Genomic DNA, 17,958 nt, shown 5'->3' with positions numbered 1-17,958 from the left:
AGCCCAATGTTTCCGGGCTCTTGCCGTTTTTCAGCGAAACGCGTCCTGACAGTCTTCCCAGCCGATGCCGCTTTGCGCGGTTTGCGTGATCAGCCATGGCAACGCAGTCTTCACTGCATCCTGCTTCATGTTGAAATTGATCACCCCGTGCCGCCACAACAGCATCAGGGTCAGGACCCGTTGCGCACTCTGGCTGCCCTTGAGCTTGCCGGCGCCGTCCTGGGCATCGATGTCCCACAGCACCACTTGCAGACCCTGACTGTTGAAGAACCCCCGGGCATCGCTGCGACGTTGGCCTTCCGGTGGACGGAACAGCGGCACGTAGTTTTCCGGCAGCTTGTTGCGGACCAGATCGGCACTGCGCCGCACCGAATCCTGCCAGTCCTGCCAGTGGCTGTGGGACCTGAATTCCCAGCCCTGCACGCCGACGCACTGCTGCGAAAACGCCGCTTGCAGGCTGCTGACGGAACGGTCGGCCAATCGCGCCTGAACATCCTTGCCCAACATGAAGAAGGTGCCGCTCAGGTTCGACTTGCGCAGGTACTCGGTGAGCCAGTCAGTTTTGTCCGGTTGCAGGTTGGCGGCGCTGTCGAAAGTCAGCAGAAACAGGCGATCGTGCATGTCGTCGCCGTTACGCTCGTAGTCTCCGAAATGATCGATTTCGCTGCTGGTCTGCGGCGACAGCGCCGCCTTGCGCATCAGTTCATCGAGATATTGCAGGTGGAAAATCCGGCTCGGCTCGGCCCATTTGGTGTAATAGCTTTCGTCGCTGACCACGAATTTGGCGGCCTGCTCGCGCAGGGTCGGCAGGTCTTCGACGAGGAAGCAGAACGAGGCATCCTGATCGCAGCTTTGCTGGGCGAAGTTGTAGTTGGCGAGCAGACGCTGCCACAGCCGCTCGCGCAGGCTGTTGATCGCCTCCAGATTGACTGTGCGCAGCCCCAGGCGCTGGGCCAGCGCCGCCTCGTCCAGCGCTTCGGTACCGAGCAGGCCCCGGGCGAACATCAGGATTTCCGCCCGCGAGGCGACATCGAACAGCGTCGGGTTGTCGAGCTTTTCCGGCCAGGTGCTGCGATCCAGCGTCGCGATATCGCCCGGCGCCGCAACGGCACCGACGCTCAACAGCCACGCGGTGAAGAAAAGAACAATGCGCAAAGGGTGTCTCCATAACAAAACCCGCGCCGCACTATAGCCGATCCGGCTGGCAAACCGCCGATCACCTATGGACCTGATAGCTGGAGTGATCCGTCCCAACCCCCTAGAATCGCCCCCACGATTAAAGGAGACGACTTCATGCTGATGGTGATTTCCCCCGCCAAGACACTCGATTACGAAACACCGCCGGCGACCCAGCGCTTCACTCAGCCGCAATACCTCGACCATTCCCAGGAACTGATCCAGCAACTGCGCGAACTGAGCCCGGCGCAGATCAGCGAACTGATGCACGTGTCCGACAAGATCGGCGGCCTCAACGCCGCGCGCTTCGGCAGCTGGACACCAGCGTTCACGCCGGAAAACGCCAAGCAGGCGCTGCTCGCGTTCAAGGGTGACGTCTACACCGGTCTCGACGCCCAGTCGTTCAGCGAAGCCGATTTCGACTACGCGCAACAGCACCTGCGCATGCTTTCCGGCCTCTACGGCCTGCTGCGCCCGCTCGACCTGATGCAGCCGTATCGCCTGGAAATGGGCACCAAACTGGCCAACGCCCGAGGCAAGGACCTGTACGCCTTCTGGGGCACGCGCATCAGCGAATGGCTGAACGAAGCACTGGCCGATCAGGGCGACGACGTGCTGCTCAACCTCGCGTCCAACGAATACTTTTCGGCGGTGAAACGCACAGCCCTGAATGCGCGGATCATCAACACCGAGTTCAAGGACCTGAAGAACGGCCAGTACAAGATCATCAGCTTCTACGCGAAAAAGGCCCGAGGCCTGATGAGCCGTTTCGTTATCCAGGAAAAAATCAACGATCCGGCCCTGCTCAAACAGTTCGATGTGCAGGGTTATCGCTACAGCGCCGAGCAATCGAAACCGGATAATCTGGTGTTTCTACGCGATCACGCCCCCGAATAAAGCATGCCTAATGCACGACTCTTTATATGAAGAGTCGTGCAGCTCGCACGATGTCAAAAATCCCTCGCCACATTTCGCCATTTTACTGGCGCCAGAAAAACCTCCCTGTCTTTTCTAAGATTAGTTTCACTCGACACTGATCATTTTTTTCAGTAGTGGCACCTAAATTTTTTCACCGTAGTGGCACAAAACTATCTAACGTGATTTTTCGCCTGTTATTAAAGGTCGAAAACGAAACTGCTATCAAATTGATACTGGTGCCATCTCTGACAATATTTCAAGAAATTTCAGATTTCGCGATGAGCGGACAGGAACTTCGTCCGAATGCATAGCTCATACCACCGGTAACGATTCTCGCCGAGTTTGTACGAGATAACTTACGCGGAGCAGATAGCCATGTAACCAAGTTGTCACAGCAACTTGCCTAGATGACTAACTAGTCTCAAAGCAGACGATGGACAGGAGATACGCACCATTAATATCCCCTACAAAGGCCATGGCCGCGCCCTTATAAACGTGCTCACCTGAGCACCCAACCGCTTGATTTACGGGACTTTAATCCTGACATCGAGCGCGCAAGACGATTGCACAAGAGTCTTCTCCAAAGAAGATCGGCTGCATAACAGGGCACGTCATAACAACAAGGCCTGGTTACGCACATCTTGAGTGCACTTATTTAGACACTCGAAACTTAGTATGCCTGCACACGGCATTGTGGCGCCTGTATGCCGCACTTTCGAGTGCACTAATGAACGCTGAACACCATTAACTCCGGCCCTCTAAGGCCTGATATATACAGAGGTAATTGCGATGCGCATCAGCATATTTGGTTTGGGTTACGTTGGCGCAGTATGTGCCGGTTGCCTGTCTGCACGGGGCCATGACGTGGTTGGCGTCGATGTTGCCAAAGACAAGATCGACATGATCAACGCTGGCAAATCTCCCATTGTTGAACCGGGCCTGGGTGAGTTGCTGGCACAAGGTATCCAGACCGGTCGTCTGCGCGGCACGACCAACTTCGCCGAGGCGATTCGCGACACTGACCTGTCGATGATCTGCGTCGGCACGCCGAGCAAGAAGAACGGCGACCTGGAACTGAACTACATCGAAGCGGTATGCCGCGAGATCGGTTTTGTCCTGCGTGAAAAGTCCACCCGCCACACCATCGTGGTGCGCAGCACCGTATTGCCGGGCACCGTGGCAAACGTTGTCATCCCGATTCTCGAAGACTGCTCCGGCAAGAAGGCCGGCGTCGATTTCGGCGTGGCGGTCAACCCTGAGTTCCTGCGTGAATCCACCGCAATCGCCGACTACGACCTGCCACCGATGACCGTCATCGGCGAGTTCGACAAGGCTTCGGGTGACGTTCTGCAATCGCTGTACGAAGAACTCGACGCACCGATCATCCGCAAGGACATCGCCGTCGCCGAGATGATCAAGTACACCTGCAACGTCTGGCACGCCACCAAAGTGACCTTCGCCAACGAGATCGGCAACATCGCCAAAGCGGTGGGCGTCGATGGTCGCGAAGTGATGGAAGTGGTCTGCCAGGACAAGACCCTCAACCTGTCGCAGTACTACATGCGCCCGGGCTTTGCCTTCGGCGGTTCGTGCCTGCCGAAAGATGTGCGCGCCCTGACCTACCGCGCCGGCTCCCTGGACGTCGAAGCGCCGCTGCTCAACTCGCTGATGCGCAGCAACGAATCGCAAGTGCAGAACGCCTTTGACATCGTTGAAAGCCACGACAAACGCAAAGTCGCCCTGCTGGGCCTGAGCTTCAAGGCCGGCACCGACGACCTGCGCGAAAGTCCGCTGGTGGAACTGGCCGAGATGCTGATCGGCAAGGGCTACGACCTGAGCATCTACGACAGCAACGTCCAGTACGCCCGTGTCCACGGCGCGAACAAGGACTACATCGAGTCGAAGATCCCGCACGTATCGTCCCTGCTCAATTCGGACTTCGATTCGGTGATCGACAACTCCGACGTGATCATCCTCGGCAACCGCGACGAGAAGTTCCGCGCCCTCGCCGAAGAAGCGCCGCAGGGCAAGCAGGTGATCGACCTGGTGGGCTTCATGTCCAAGGCCACCAGCGCCGGTAGCCGCACCGAAGGGATCTGCTGGTAACGCAGCAGCAAGCCTCGAGCTTCAGGCCGCACGCCGTGAATCGGCGAGCGGCTTGAAGCCCCCATCACCTTCGGATGACGGTCATGTCCAAGCTCAAACATTTTTTTCTGCAATCCGCCGGCTGGCTTTTGTTTCTGAGCCTGCTGATGGGCCTGGCCCTGATGCTGCCCACGTCCACATTCGACTCCGAGTCGAAGGACTTCATTTTCCTGATTGGCGCCGTAGGTATCTGGCGCTACTCGATGGGTGCCACGCACTTTGTGCGCGGCATGATTTTTCTCTACATCGTCTACCCGCACCTGCGCCGCAAGGTTCGCAAGCTGGGTAAGGCGGCGGACCCGTCCCATGTGTTTCTGATGGTCACCAGTTTCCGCATCGACGCGTTGACCACCGCGCAGGTTTACAGCTCGGTGATCCGCGAAGCCATCGACTGCGAACTGCCGACCACCGTGGTCTGCTCCATCGTCGAAATGTCCGATGAGCTGCTGGTCAAGGCACTGTGGGCGCGGATGAATCCGCCAGACCGCGTGAAACTCGACTTCGTACGCATTCCCGGCACCGGCAAACGCGATGGCCTGGCCTATGGTTTCCGCGCGATTTCCCGTCACCTGCCGGACGACCGTGCCGTGGTGGCCGTGATCGATGGCGACACCGTGCTCGGCGAAGGCGTCGTGCGCAAAACCGTGCCGTGGTTCCAGATGTTCGGCAACGTCGGCGGCCTGACCACCAACGAGTTCTGCGAAGTGCGCGGCGGGTACATCATGAGCGAATGGCACAAGCTGCGTTTCGCCCAGCGCCACATCAACATGTGCTCGATGGCCCTGTCCAAACGCGTGCTGACCATGACCGGGCGCATGTCGGTGTTTCGCGCCACCGTGGTCACCAACCCGGAATTCATCGCCGACGTTGAAAGCGACTCGCTGCAACACTGGCGCCTGGGCCGTTTCAAATTCCTGACCGGCGACGACAAGTCGAGCTGGTTCAGCCTGATGCGTCTGGGCTACGACACCTTCTACGTGCCGGATGCGGCGATCAATACCGTTGAACACCCGCCGGAAAAGAGCTTCATCAAGGCCAGCCGCAAACTGATGTTCCGTTGGTACGGCAACAACCTGCGCCAGAACTCCCGAGCGCTGGGCCTGGGTGTAAAACGCCTCGGCGCCTTCACCTCGGTGGTGCTGTTCGACCAGCGCGTATCGATGTGGACTTCGCTGCTCGGCCTGACCGTGGCAATCATCGCCAGCTTCAAGTACGGCACCGCGTTCATCCTGGTTTACCTGCTGTGGATCGGCATCACCCGTCTGATTCTGACGCTGCTGCTGTCCTGCTCCGGCCACCGGATCGGCCCGGCTTACCCGGCAATTCTCTATTACAACCAGATCGTCGGTGCGCTGGTGAAGATCTACGTGTTCTTCCGCCTCGACCAACAATCCTGGACTCGCCAACCCACTTCCCTGACCCGTGATCTCGCCAGCTTTCAACGTTGGTTCAACACCTGGTCGTCTCGGACCATGACCTTCTCCGCCGGCAGCATTTTCGTCGCCGTGCTGCTGATGATGGTCTGACCTGCCCCTATTGAATTAACAAGGAAATCGCCCCCATGAATACCGCCGTCAACGCCAACGTAGTGCATGAATCCGAAGCCCAGCGTCAGCACGCCCGTGTGAAAATCCCGGCCAAGCTGCGCTTCTTCGGCCCCGACCGGACTCCGGTTGAAGCGCGGGTCCTCGACCTGTCCGCCGGTGGTCTGGCGTTCAACGCCGGACAACTGCCGCTGACCGTCGGCGAGGTGTACAAGGCGCGTCTGCAGTTCGTCATCGACAACCTCGGCCTGGCCATGGACGTTGAACTGCAAGTGCGCTCCTACGACCGCCAGACGGGTCGTGCTGGCTGCCAGTTCCAGAACCTCGAGCCGCAGGACATTTCCACCCTGCGCCACCTGATCACTTCGCACCTGGCCGGCGACATCGTCAGCATCGGCGAAGTGCTGGCAACCCTGCAGCGCGACAACTTCACCAAGGCCCGCAAGGTCAAGGACGGCGACTCCGGCATGACCCCGTTCGGGCGTCTGAAAGCGGTGACGTTCAGCGCCGGTATCTTCGCGGTCGGGCTGGTGGCGGCGGGTTTCATTTTCAAATCGGTGTACAGCATGTACTTCGTCAGCCATGCGCAGGCCGGTCTGGTCAGCGTGCCGGGGATGAACATCACCATGCCGCGCGACGGCACCGTGCAGAGCCTGGTGAAGTCCGACGGCGTCGCCGCCAAGGGCGCACCGCTGGCGACGTTCAGCACCAGCATGCTCGACGTACTCAAAGGTCACCTGGAAGAAGATCAACTGTCCCCGGCCAAGGTTGAAGAACTGTTCGGCAAACAGATGACCGGCACCCTGACCTCGCCGTGCGATTGCACCGTGGCCCAGCAACTGGTGGCCGACGGTCAATACGCGAGCAAGGGCGACGTGATCTTCCAGCTGGTGCCGCGCAACACCCAGGCCACCGTCGATGCGCGCTTCTCCTATCGCCAGTTCGGCGACGTGCGTCCGGGCACCCCGGTGAGCTTCCAGATCGCCGGCGAAGACAAGACCCGCACCGGCAAGATCGTCAGCAGCACCAGCCTGAAAAGTGCCGACCTGTCCTCCGACATCCGTGTGCAGATCCAGCCTGACGAGCCGCTGGACAGCCGCTTCGCCGGCCGTCCGGTGGAAGTCAACAGCGACCGTGGTCCGAACCTGAACTGGCTGATCGACAAAGCCATGGCTGCCGGTCTTTAAGTCGAGGACATGCCTGTGACTACTCCTGTCTTGAACACACCGCCGACCCTGTGGGAGCGAGCCTGCTCGCGATGGGATCGGCGCGGTGTATCTGATGTACCGAGTCGCCTGAATCGCCAGCAGGCTGGCTCCCACACTGGTTATGCGTTGTGCGCAATTGCGCTGGCAGTGAGTCTGGCCGGTTGCGCCGGCCTGCCCGACCAGCGTCTGGCCAACGAAGCGCTCAAGCGCGGTGACACCGCGACCGCCGCGCAGAACTACCGTGCGCTGGCCGACCTGGGGTACAGCGAAGCCCAGGTGGGCCTCGCCGACATCCAGGTCGACAGCCGCGATCCGGAACAAATGAAACAGGCCGAAGCCACCTACCGCGCCGCCGCCAGTGTTTCGCCGCGTGCCCAGGCCCGACTCGGTCGTTTGCTGGTGGCCAAGCCCGGCTCCACCGAAGCCGAACATCAGGAAGCCGAAAGCCTGCTGAAAAAGGCCGCCGCCAGTGGCGAAGGCAACACGCTGATCCCGCTCGCGATGTTGTACCTGCAATACCCGCACAGCTTCCCGAACATCAACGCTCAACAGCAGATCGATCAATGGCGCAAATCCGGTTACCCGGAAGCCGGTCTCGCCCAGGTGCTGCTGTATCGCTCCCAGGGCACGTACGACCAGCATCTGGAAGACGTGGAAAAAATCTGCAAGGCCGCGCTCAACACCACCGACATCTGCTACGTCGAGCTGGCCACGGTCTATCAGAAACGTGGCGCGCCGGAGCAACAGGCCGAGCTGATCAAACAACTGCAGGCCGGTTACAGCCGCGGCACCGTCAGTGCTCAGCGGGTGGACTCCGTGGCCCGTGTGCTGGCCGATTCGACCCTGGGCAAGACCGACGAAAAAACCGCGCAGTCGCTGCTCGATCCGATCGCGCCGGGTTACCCGGCGTCGTGGGTCACCCTCGCGCAACTGCTCTACGACTTCCCGGAACTGGGCGACGTCGACCAGATGATGAAGTACCTGGACAACGGCCGCGCCGCCGACCAGCCGCGCGCCGAACTGCTGCTGGGCAAGCTCTACTACGAAGGCAAACTGGTCCCGGCCGACGCCAAAGTCGCCGAGGAACATTTCCAGAAAGCCGTCGGCCGCGAAGTCGCCGCCGATTACTACCTCGGCCAGATCTACCGCCGTGGCTACCTGGGCAAGGTCTATCCGCAGAAGGCCCTCGACCATCTGCTGACCGCTGCGCGCAACGGCCAGAACAGCGCCGACTTCGCCATCGCCCAACTGTTTTCCCAAGGCAAGGGCACCAAGCCCGACCCGCTCAACGCCTACGTGTTCAGCCAGTTGGCCAAAGCCCAAAACACTCCCCAAGCCGATGAGCTGGCGACCACCCTCGCCGCCCAACTGCCGCCCGAGCGCCTGGCCGAAGCCCAGCGCCTGCTGCAACAGGAACAGGCGACCCGTGGCGCCCTGAGCCAGAACACGCTGCAACTGCACGCCCTGCAAGAAGAAGACGGCGAGGAAAAACCATGAAATTGAATCCCTTTGTGAAGGCCGGCATTGGCCTCACGTTCGCGCTGATCTGGTCTTGTCCGACCCTGGCCGCGATGACTGAATCGAAGAACTTCGGCCTCGAAGTGAAAATCACCGGCCAGTCCGAAGACGACCGCGACCTCGGTACCGCCAGCGGCGGCGACGTCAACGGCGTCGGCCTCGACCTGCGCCCGTGGGTCTACGGCGAAAGCGGCGCGTGGAGCGCCTATGCCATGGGCCAGGCCGTGACCTCGACCGACATCATCGAGACCGACACCCTGCAGCAGTCCGACAGCGAGGGCACCCAGACCACCGACAACGGCGACCGCAAGACCAAGAAAAACTACCTGGCGATGCGCGAATTCTGGGTCGGCTACAGCGGCCTGACGCCCTACCCCGGCGAGATCCTCAAGTTCGGTCGCCAGCGCCTGCGCAATGACGACGGCCAGTGGCGCGACACCAACATCGAAGCCCTGAACTGGACCTTCGACACCACCCTGCTGCGCGCCAACGCCGGTGTCGCCGAACGCTTCAGCGAATACCGCACCGACTTGAAAGAGCTGGCACCCAAAGACAAGGATCGCCTGCACGCCTACGCCGACGCCGCTTACCAGTGGACACCGGGCAACTGGGTCGGGATTCGCGGTCACCACACCCACGACGACGGCAAGCTCGACTATCCGGAGCCAGGCGTGGCCGGCGATTCGCTGGACAAGAAAGAAAACGGCGACATCAGCTGGCTCGGCCTGACCGCAGACAGCGACGCCTACAACTGGCGCAACACCAACACCGTCAACTACTGGGGCAGCATCACCGGCATGAGCGGCGACCGCGACACGGTCAACGCCCTCAACGCCGACGGCACCCGCCCGGCCCAGGCCAAGCGCAGCGACAACGTCGACGGCTGGGCGACCGACATCGGTGTGCGTCTGCGCCTCGATCCGCAATGGCAGGTCGGTGCGGCGTATGCCCGTGCCAGCGCCGATTACGAACAGAACGGCCTGGAAAGCAACCGCTCGAACTACACCGGTACTCGCTCGCGGGTTCACCGTTTCGGCGAGGCCTTCCGTGGCGAAATGAACAACATGCAGACCGCCACCCTGTTCGGTTCGTGGATGCTCAACGACCAGTACGACGCCAGCCTGATCTACCACAAGTTCTGGCGTGTGGACGGCAACAAGCCGGTGGGCAGCAACGGCATCAACGCCGTGGAGAACAACACCGACGACGTCACCGGCGCGATCCTTTCCAGCACTTCCCTGCCACTGCAGGACGGCAACAAGGATCTGGGCCAGGAAATGGATCTGGTGGTCACCAAGTACTTCAAGCAAGGCTTGCTGCCGGCGGCGTTGAGCCAGTCGATCGACGAACCGTCGGCGCTGGTGCGTTTGCGTGGCGGCGTGTTCAAGCCGGGTGATGCCTATGGCAGCCAGGTCGATTCGTACATGCACCGCGCGTTCATCGACGTGATCTGGCGCTTCTGATGCTGACCGCCAAGGGAGTGCCCGACATGAACAGTGCCCGCAAAGGCTCACTCAGCCTGCTGGCCGGCGCGATGCTGCTGGCCTCGGCCGGCGCCTTCGCCAGTGTGGAACCGGCCAAACCCGCGACCACCGCCAAGGAGCTGCAACAGGCCAAGACCTACACCGTCAGCAGCGCGCCGACCGAAGCGCTGGAACTGGCCAAGCCGAAATTGCCCGACCTCTCCGGCTACACCGCCGAAGCCGCCGCCGCGAAAATCGTGCGCAGCAAACCGGGCAAGATCAGCGTGCGCCGGATGATGCAGGAAGACGCCCTGAAGGACTTCATCGGCGGCGACAACAAGATGGCCGAATGGGTGGTGCGTCAGCACGGCATCCCGCAGGCGATCTTCGTCGACGACGGCTACATGAACCTGAAAGAGCTGGCGCAGAAACTGCCCAAGCAGTACTTCAGCGAAACCTCGCCGGGCGTCTACCTGGCCAAGTTGCCGATCGTGGTCGGCCGCAAAGGCATCCTCGAGATCGACGGCCAGACCCAGGAATTGCGCCTGTCCCAGGAGGCCGGTTCGTTCCTGGTCAACGACGGTCAGCTGTTCGTGCGTGACACCAGGGTCACCGGCTGGCGCGAGAAGGAAAACGGCCCGGCGACCTTCCGTTCGCCGAAGGAATTCCGCCCGTTCCTGCTGGCCTGGGGCGGCACCGAGACCTACATCGTCAACAGCAAGATGGCCAGCTTCGGCTACGCCAACAGTAAGTCCTACGGCGTGAGTATTTCCCAGTACACGCCGAACATGGCCAAGGTGCTCAAACGTCCCGAGCCGACCGGCTGGATCGTCGGCTCCGAGTTCTCGGACATGTGGTACGGCTTCTACTGCTACGAGACCCGCGACTTCGTGGTCAAGGGCAACACCTACAAGGACAACATCGTCTACGGCATCGACCCGCACGACCGTTCCCACGGTCTGATCATTGCCGAGAACACGGTGTACGGCACGAAGAAGAAGCACGGGATCATCATTTCCCGTGAAGTGAACGACAGCTTCATCTTCAACAACAAAAGCTACGACAACCACCTCTCGGGGCTGGTGATCGACCGTAACAGCGTGAACAACCTGATCGCCTACAACGAGATCTACAAGAACCACACCGACGGCATCACCCTCTACGAGTCCGCCGACAACCTGCTGTGGGGCAACAAGGTCATCAGCAACAAGCGCCACGGCATCCGCATTCGTAACAGCGTGAACATCCGCCTCTACGAAAACGTCGCCATGGCCAACGGCCTGACCGGCGTCTACGGGCACATCAAGGACCTGACCGACACCGACCGTGACATCAAGCTCGACCCGTTCGACGCCCAGGTCTCGTTGATCGTGGTCGGCGGTGAACTGGCGGCTAACGGCAGCGGCCCGCTGTCGATCGATTCGCCCCTGAGTGTCGAGCTGTATCGCGTGTCGATGCTGGCGCCGACCAAATCCAGCGGCATCAGCTTCAACGGCATCCTCGGCGAGCGCCAGGATGAAATTCTCGACCTGCTGGTGCGCCAGCAGAAAGCCGTGCTGATCGACCCTGTCGAACGCCAGACCGAATTGCAGGACTGAGGATAATTTTATGCACCCACACCTGATCAAATTACTCAGCCTGTCGGCCCTGACCGTGGGCATCCTGGCGGCCAGCAACGGCGCCCGCGCGGACGAAGTGAAAGCGCCGACGTTCACCGCCGAACCGTGCTGCAGCCTGTGCCCGGCCGCCCACGACGCGAAGAACTACACCACGCGCTATCAGCAGAACTTCACCACTCTGGTGCAAGCGCAGGGCGACTGGTTGTTCCGGACCCAGGAAGACCTGCGCACCGAGTTCAACACCACCCCGGCCGGTTACAAACGCCTGCAACAGCTGCACGATGCGTTCAAGGCCAAAGGCGTCGAACTGGTGATCGTCTACCAGCCGACCCGTGGCCTGGTGAACCGCAACAAACTCAACCCGGCAGAAAAAGCCGCGTTCGATTACGAGAAAGCACTGGGCAACTACAAGACCATGCTCGGCCGTTTCGCGAAGATGGGTTACGTGGTGCCGGACCTGTCGCCACTGACCAACGAGTCGCTGCCGGAGACCCTGCCCGCCCACGATTTCTACTTTCGCGGTGACCAGCACTGGACGCCATACGGCGCCCAGCGCACGGCGAAAATCGTCGCCGAGAAGGTCAAGCAGATTCCGGCCTTCGCCGACATTCCCAAGCGTGAATTCGAAACCAAACGCTCCGGGCGCATGGGCAAGACCGGCACCCTGCACAACATGGCCGGGCAACTGTGCGGCACCAGTTACGCGATCCAGTACATGGACCAGTTCACCACCGAGCCGAAAGGCGAAGCGGGTGACGGCGATCTGTTCGGTGACTCCGGCAATCCGCAAATCACCCTCGTGGGTACTTCGCACAGCGGCAAGAACTACAACTTCGCCGGTTTCCTTGAAGAAGCCATCGGCGCCGACATTCTCAACGTCGCCTTCCCCGGCGGCGGTCTGGAAGGTTCGATGTTGCAGTACCTGGGCAGCGACGAATTCCAGAAGACGCCGCCGAAAATCCTCATCTGGGAATTCTCGCCGCTGTACCGCCTCGACCAGGAAACCATCTATCGCCAGATGATGGCGCTGCTCGACAACGGCTGCGAAGGCAAAGAGGCGCAAATGTCCGCCAGCACCACGCTCAAGCCGGGCGGCAAACAAGAACTGCTGGTCAACAGCAAGAACCTGAACCTGCAGAACAGCAGCCATCAGGTCGACATCCGCTTCGCCGACACCTCGGTGAAAACCCTGCAAGCCACCCTCTGGTACATGAACGGTCGCCACGAGGACATCAAGATCGAGAAACCGGAAACCTCCGATACCGACGGTCGTTTCGCCTTTGAGTTGCGCACGGACGAAGACTGGGCCTCGCAAAACCTGCTGGCAGTCGAAGTCCAGGGTCCGGAAGCGGGCACCGCGCCACAGAAAGTCGAAGCGAAAATCTGCAAACGCAACGTATTCCCGGGCGCTGGGCAACAAACCGCTCAGGTCGGGCAATGAGGTCTGCTATGCGAAATCCGAAACTGAAAACTCTTTTGGCGCCGACACTGCTCGGGCTGGCGATCTTCGCCGGTACCGCGCAGGCCGCCGCACCACTGCGTCCGCCACAGGGCTATTTTGCGCCTGTGGATAAATTCAAGACCGGCGACAAGAGCGAAGGCTGCGATGCGATGCCGACGCCCTACACCGGCCCGCTGCAATTTCGCAGCAAGTACGAAGGCTCGGACAAGGCTCGCGCGACGCTGAACGTGCAGTCGGAAAAGGCCTTCCGCGACACCACCAAAGACATCACCACCCTGGAGCGCGGCACCGCCAAGCGGGTGATGCAGTTCATGCGCGACGGTCGCCCGGAACAGCTCGATTGCACACTCAACTGGCTCACCGCGTGGGCCAAGGCCGATGCGTTGATGTCCAAGGACTTCAACCACACCGGCAAGTCGATGCGCAAATGGGCGCTGGGCAGCATGGCGTCTTCGTACATTCGCCTGAAGTTCTCCGACTCCCATCCCCTGGCCCAGCACCAGCAGGAAGCCCAGGTGATCGAAGCCTGGTTCAGCAAAATGGCTGATCAGGTGGTCAGCGACTGGGACAACCTGCCGCTGGAAAAAACCAACAACCACTCGTACTGGGCCGCGTGGTCGGTGATGGCGACAGCGGTCGCGACCAACCGCCGCGACCTGTTCGATTGGGCAGTCAAGGAATACAAGGTCGGCGTCAATCAAGTCGATGCCGACGGTTTCCTGCCGAACGAACTCAAGCGCCAGCAACGCGCCCTCGCCTATCACAACTACGCCCTGCCGCCACTGGCGATGATCGCCAGTTTCGCCCAGGTCAACGGTGTGGATCTGCGTCAGGAAAACAACGGCGCGCTGAAACGCCTGGGTGATCGGGTACTGGCCGGGGTGAAAGACCCGGATCAGTTCGAGAAGAAGAACGGCAAAGAGCAGGACATGACCGATTTGAAAGAGGACATGAAATTCGCCTGGCTCGAACCGTTCTGCACCCTCTACACCTGCCCGCCGGATGTGATCGAGAAAAAACACGGCATGCAGCCGTTCAAGACCTTCCGCCTCGGCGGCGACCTGACCAAGGTCTACGACCCGTCCCATGAAAAGGGCAACAAGGGATCGTGAAAAGCGAAAGGCAAAAGCCCCTCACCCTAGCCCTCCCGAAACGTCGGACCGCCCGGAGGGAGAGGGGACTACCGAGGTGCTTTTGAGAGATCCGCCGACCTGAGCTACCGAGTGGTTCTCAGGTTTTGAAAGCGATCGAAACAAGGGGCCATTGGCTGCAATAGGAAAGACCGAGCCGATCTCAATTTTGGCAACAACCGAGATCAGGCTCCCTCTCCCTCCGGGAGAGGGCGGGGGGTGAGGGCTACGGTCGCAAGGCCACCCACAACCTTCGAAGAAACACCGTTTCACCCCTCCAACACCACGGGGGGTTTGGGGGGGCTTTGGCCCTTGACTGTTGGTTCAAACATGGAGAGATCGGGATGGTATTTTCATCCAACGTGTTCCTGTTTCTGTTCTTGCCGATCTTTCTCGGCTTGTACTACCTGAGCGGGCAACGCTATCGCAACCTGCTGCTGCTGATCGCCAGCTACGTGTTCTACGCGTGGTGGCGGGTGGACTTCCTGGCGCTGTTCGCCGGCGTCACCCTGTGGAACTACTGGATCGGCCTGAAAGTCGGCGCCGCCGGCGTGCGCACCAAACCGGCCCAGCGCTGGCTGTTGCTCGGCGTGGCGGTGGACCTGTGCATCCTCGGCTACTTCAAGTACGCCAACTTCGGCGTCGACAGCATCAACGCGATCATGACCTCGATGGGCCTTGAGCCGTTCATCCTGACCCACGTGCTGCTGCCGATCGGTATCTCGTTCTACATCTTCGAGTCGATCAGCTACATCATCGACGTCTACCGCGGCGACACCCCGGCCACCCGCAACCTGATCGACTTCGCGGCGTTCGTGGCGATCTTCCCGCACCTGATTGCCGGTCCCGTGCTGCGTTTCCGTGACCTGGCCGACCAGTTCAACAACCGCACCCACACCCTCGACAAGTTCTCCGAGGGCTGCACGCGGTTCATGCAGGGTTTCATCAAGAAGGTGTTCATCGCCGACACCCTCGCCGTGGTGGCCGACCATTGCTTCGCCCTGCAAAACCCGACCACGGGCGATGCCTGGCTCGGCGCGCTGGCCTACACCGCGCAACTGTATTTCGACTTCTCCGGCTACAGCGACATGGCCATCGGCCTGGGCTTGATGATGGGTTTCCGCTTCATGGAAAACTTCAAGCAGCCGTACATCAGCCAGTCGATCACCGAGTTCTGGCGCCGCTGGCACATCAGCCTGTCGACCTGGCTGCGTGACTACCTCTACATCACCCTCGGCGGCAACCGCAAAGGCACGCTGATGACCTATCGCAACCTGTTCCTGACCATGCTGCTCGGTGGTCTGTGGCACGGCGCGAACATCACCTACATCGTCTGGGGTGCGTGGCACGGCATGTGGCTGGCGATCGAAAAAATGCTCGGCCTCAACACCGCACCGCGCAGCCTCAATCCGATCCGCTGGGCGCTGACGTTCCTGCTGGTGGTCATGGGCTGGGTGATCTTCCGCGCCGAGAACCTGCACGTTGCCGGCCGCATGTACGGCGCGATGTTCAGCTTCGGCGACTGGTCGCTGTCGGAACTCAACCAGGCCAGCCTCACCGGCCTGCAAGTGGCGACCCTGGTGGTGGCTTACGTGACCCTGGCGTTCTTCGGCCTGCGCGATCTGTACACCAACCAGCCGCCGGCCAAGACCAAACCTGAGGTCAACGTCGAGGCCAATGGCCCGGCCACGGCGACTCCGGGAATGATCAAGGCCGCTCCGGGCGAAAACCCGGCGAGCATCCACGAGCCTGGCTACACCGTCGGCGTCGAGGCCCAGGTGCAACCGGCCTACTGGACCGCGGACTGGTCGCGCTACGTGATGCGCGGGTTGATCCTGCTGCTGTTCATCGCCTCGATTCTCAAACTCTCGGCGCAAAGCTTCTCGCCGTTCCTTTACTTCCAGTTCTGAGGGATCTGACATGACCCGCTCATTACGCATCTTCTACATCGCGCTGTTTCTGGTGACCCTGCTGGTGCTCGGTCTGTGGTCGGTGCGCAGCTTCTTCGGCTTCAGCACCAACGCCGATGCGACGGTGCTCAACGGCCGCTGGACCAAAGCCGTGGAAACCCACTACGACGATGAGTTCCCGATCAAGCGCCTGGGCACCAATCTTTGGGCCGCGCTGGATTTCAAACTGTTCAACGAAGGTCGTCCGGGCGTGGTGCTCGGTCGCGATCAGTGGTTGTACAGCGATGAGGAATTCAACCCGATCGTCAACGAAGAGCTGAACCTGCAAGGCAACTACGCGCTGGTCGAAGGCGTGCGCCAGACCCTGAAAGAGAAAGGCGTGAAACTGGTGATGGCGATCGTGCCGGCCAAGGCTCGCCTGTACCCGGAACACTTGGGTGATGTGAAACCGGCAAGCATCCACGCCAACCTCTATCAGGACTTCCACGCCCGTGTCGCGGCGGACAAGATCCTCGCCCCCGACCTGCTCGGCCCGCTGCAAGCGGCCAAGCAGAACGGTCAGCAAGTGTTCCTGCGCACCGACACCCACTGGACCCCGGAAGGCGCGGAAATCGCCGCCAACACCCTGGCCAAAACCATCGCCGACAAGTTCCCGCTCAGCGGCGAGCCGCAGCGCTTCGTCACCACCCCGGCGGAGAAGGTCACGCACAAGGGCGACCTGCGTCTGTTCCTGCCGCTGGATCCGCTGTTCGAAAACCTGATGCCGGCCAAGGAACCGCTGCAAAAGCGCAACACCGTGGCCGTCGAACAACCTGCCGGGGACGACGCCCTGTTCGCCAACAGCGAAGTGCCGGTGGCCCTGATCGGCACCAGCTACAGCGCCAACCCGAACTGGAACTTCGTCGGTGCGCTTAAGCAAGCGCTGCACAGCGACGTGGTCAATTACGCCGAAGACGGCCACGGCCCGATCCTGCCGATGCTCAGCTACCTGAAAAGCGATGACTTCAAGAACAGCCCGCCACAGGTGCTGATCTGGGAGTTTCCTGAACGATATCTGCCTGTGAACAACGAAATCGGCGACGCCGACCCACAGTGGGTCGCAGAGCTCAAACAAGCCGGTGCGCGCCAACAAAACGTAGCCATCAACACTAAATCCGAGACGCCCGATCGGGCGCAAAACTGAAAGAGAGGTACACCATGACTTTCACTACAACTCCTCGTCGTCTCGCCAAACGCTTCGCTCTGGTTGCGGGTCTGAGCGTGCTGTCGGTCCAGGCCTTCGCCGGTGGCGACGCTGCGCTGTACGGCCCGACTGCACCGAAAGGCTCGACCTTCGTGCGCGTCTACAACGCCAGCAACGCTGAAGTCAGCGCCACCGTCGGCAGCACCAATCTGAGCGACGTCGCGCCGCTGGCCAGCAGCGACTTCAGCTTCATGCCGGGCGGTGATTACAGCGCCAAGGTCGGCAGCCAGACCCTGCCGGTGAAACTCGCCGGTGACCACTACTACACCCTGGTCAACAACGCTTCCGGCGCGCCGCAACTGATCGAAGAACCGCCGTTCAAGAACAAGCAGAAATCCCTGGTGCGCGTGCAGAACCTCAGCGACAAGTCGCTGACCCTGAAGACCGCCGACGGCAAGACCGACGTGGTGCCGAACGTGGCCGCCAAGGGCCGTGGCGAGCGTGAAATCAACCCGGTGAAAGTCAGCCTGGCGCTGTACGAAGGTGACAAGAAAGTCGGCGACGTCAAACCAGTCGCCCTGGAGCGCGGTGAAGCAGCCGTGCTGTACGTCACCGGCAACGGCAGCAACCTGTCGCCAGTCTGGGTGAAACGCCCGGTGTCGACTCGCTAAGCACATGAAAC

At 60.9% G+C, this 17,958-nt stretch carries 13 protein-coding genes; 12 read left to right on the top strand and 1 reads right to left on the bottom strand.

The annotated features are described in order from the left end of the window. Positions 1 to 30: 30 nt before the first annotated feature. Positions 31 to 1,155: a polysaccharide deacetylase family protein gene (locus PDR5_RS04895; protein ID WP_064593538.1), complete on the bottom strand. Its 1,125-nt coding sequence runs from the start codon at positions 1,153 to 1,155 to the stop codon at positions 31 to 33. A gap of 138 nt (positions 1,156 to 1,293) precedes the next feature. Between PDR5_RS04895 and yaaA the strand changes: the two genes are divergently transcribed. From yaaA to PDR5_RS04835, 12 genes are all read left to right on the top strand, one after another. Next, entirely contained in the window at positions 1,294 to 2,073 is a 780-nt protein-coding gene (yaaA, locus tag PDR5_RS04890; RefSeq protein ID WP_064382456.1) for a peroxide stress protein YaaA, read from the top strand. Positions 2,074 to 2,883: 810 nt separating this feature from the next. After that, the gene (locus tag PDR5_RS04885) at positions 2,884 to 4,200 is read left to right on the top strand and encodes a nucleotide sugar dehydrogenase (RefSeq protein ID WP_064593534.1); all 1,317 of its coding nucleotides are present in this window, start codon (positions 2,884 to 2,886) and stop codon (positions 4,198 to 4,200) included. 83 nt (positions 4,201 to 4,283) lie between these two features. Further along, on the top strand, positions 4,284 to 5,765 hold the full coding sequence (gene alg8, locus PDR5_RS04880; RefSeq protein WP_163974069.1) for a mannuronan synthase: 1,482 nt from the start codon (positions 4,284 to 4,286) through the stop codon (positions 5,763 to 5,765). 35 nt (positions 5,766 to 5,800) lie between these two features. Continuing rightward, complete coding sequence (locus PDR5_RS04875; protein ID WP_039769455.1) at positions 5,801 to 6,970, top strand: alginate biosynthesis protein Alg44; 1,170 nt, start codon at positions 5,801 to 5,803, stop codon at positions 6,968 to 6,970. A 15-nt stretch (positions 6,971 to 6,985) separates the two neighbouring features. Beyond that, positions 6,986 to 8,488: an alginate biosynthesis TPR repeat lipoprotein AlgK gene (algK, locus tag PDR5_RS04870; protein WP_172829469.1), complete on the top strand. Its 1,503-nt coding sequence runs from the start codon at positions 6,986 to 6,988 to the stop codon at positions 8,486 to 8,488. Then, positions 8,485 to 9,972, top strand: coding sequence for an alginate export family protein (locus tag PDR5_RS04865; RefSeq protein ID WP_064593532.1), 1,488 nt, complete (start codon positions 8,485 to 8,487; stop codon positions 9,970 to 9,972). Before algK ends, PDR5_RS04865 begins: the two co-directional genes overlap by 4 nt. Before the next feature lie 26 nt (positions 9,973 to 9,998). Further along, on the top strand, positions 9,999 to 11,570 hold the full coding sequence (gene algG / locus PDR5_RS04860) for a mannuronan 5-epimerase AlgG (RefSeq protein ID WP_039769710.1): 1,572 nt from the start codon (positions 9,999 to 10,001) through the stop codon (positions 11,568 to 11,570). A 10-nt stretch (positions 11,571 to 11,580) separates the two neighbouring features. Further along, the gene (locus PDR5_RS04855) at positions 11,581 to 13,032 is read left to right on the top strand and encodes an alginate O-acetyltransferase (RefSeq protein ID WP_039769449.1); all 1,452 of its coding nucleotides are present in this window, start codon (positions 11,581 to 11,583) and stop codon (positions 13,030 to 13,032) included. 8 nt (positions 13,033 to 13,040) lie between these two features. Next, complete coding sequence (locus PDR5_RS04850; protein ID WP_064593530.1) at positions 13,041 to 14,165, top strand: mannuronate-specific alginate lyase; 1,125 nt, start codon at positions 13,041 to 13,043, stop codon at positions 14,163 to 14,165. 362 nt (positions 14,166 to 14,527) lie between these two features. Beyond that, positions 14,528 to 16,093 (top strand): MBOAT family O-acyltransferase, encoded by a 1,566-nt coding sequence (locus PDR5_RS04845; RefSeq protein ID WP_064593528.1) that lies wholly within the window; start codon positions 14,528 to 14,530, stop codon positions 16,091 to 16,093. Between the two features lie 10 nt (positions 16,094 to 16,103). Next, positions 16,104 to 17,276: an alginate O-acetyltransferase gene (locus PDR5_RS04840; RefSeq protein WP_064593526.1), complete on the top strand. Its 1,173-nt coding sequence runs from the start codon at positions 16,104 to 16,106 to the stop codon at positions 17,274 to 17,276. A gap of 14 nt (positions 17,277 to 17,290) precedes the next feature. Then, positions 17,291 to 17,947 carry an alginate O-acetyltransferase AlgF gene (locus PDR5_RS04835; RefSeq protein WP_064593524.1) on the top strand — a complete coding sequence of 219 codons (657 nt, stop codon included), beginning with the start codon at positions 17,291 to 17,293 and terminating at the stop codon, positions 17,945 to 17,947. The last annotated feature ends 11 nt before the right edge of the window (positions 17,948 to 17,958 follow it).

It is taken from the genome of Pseudomonas sp. DR 5-09 (genome assembly GCF_001655595.1).
In the GTDB taxonomy this organism is placed as follows: domain Bacteria; phylum Pseudomonadota; class Gammaproteobacteria; order Pseudomonadales; family Pseudomonadaceae; genus Aquipseudomonas; species Aquipseudomonas pharyngis.
Note: the sequence above shows the minus strand (reverse complement) of the source record. Positions and strands in the feature narration are given on the sequence as shown.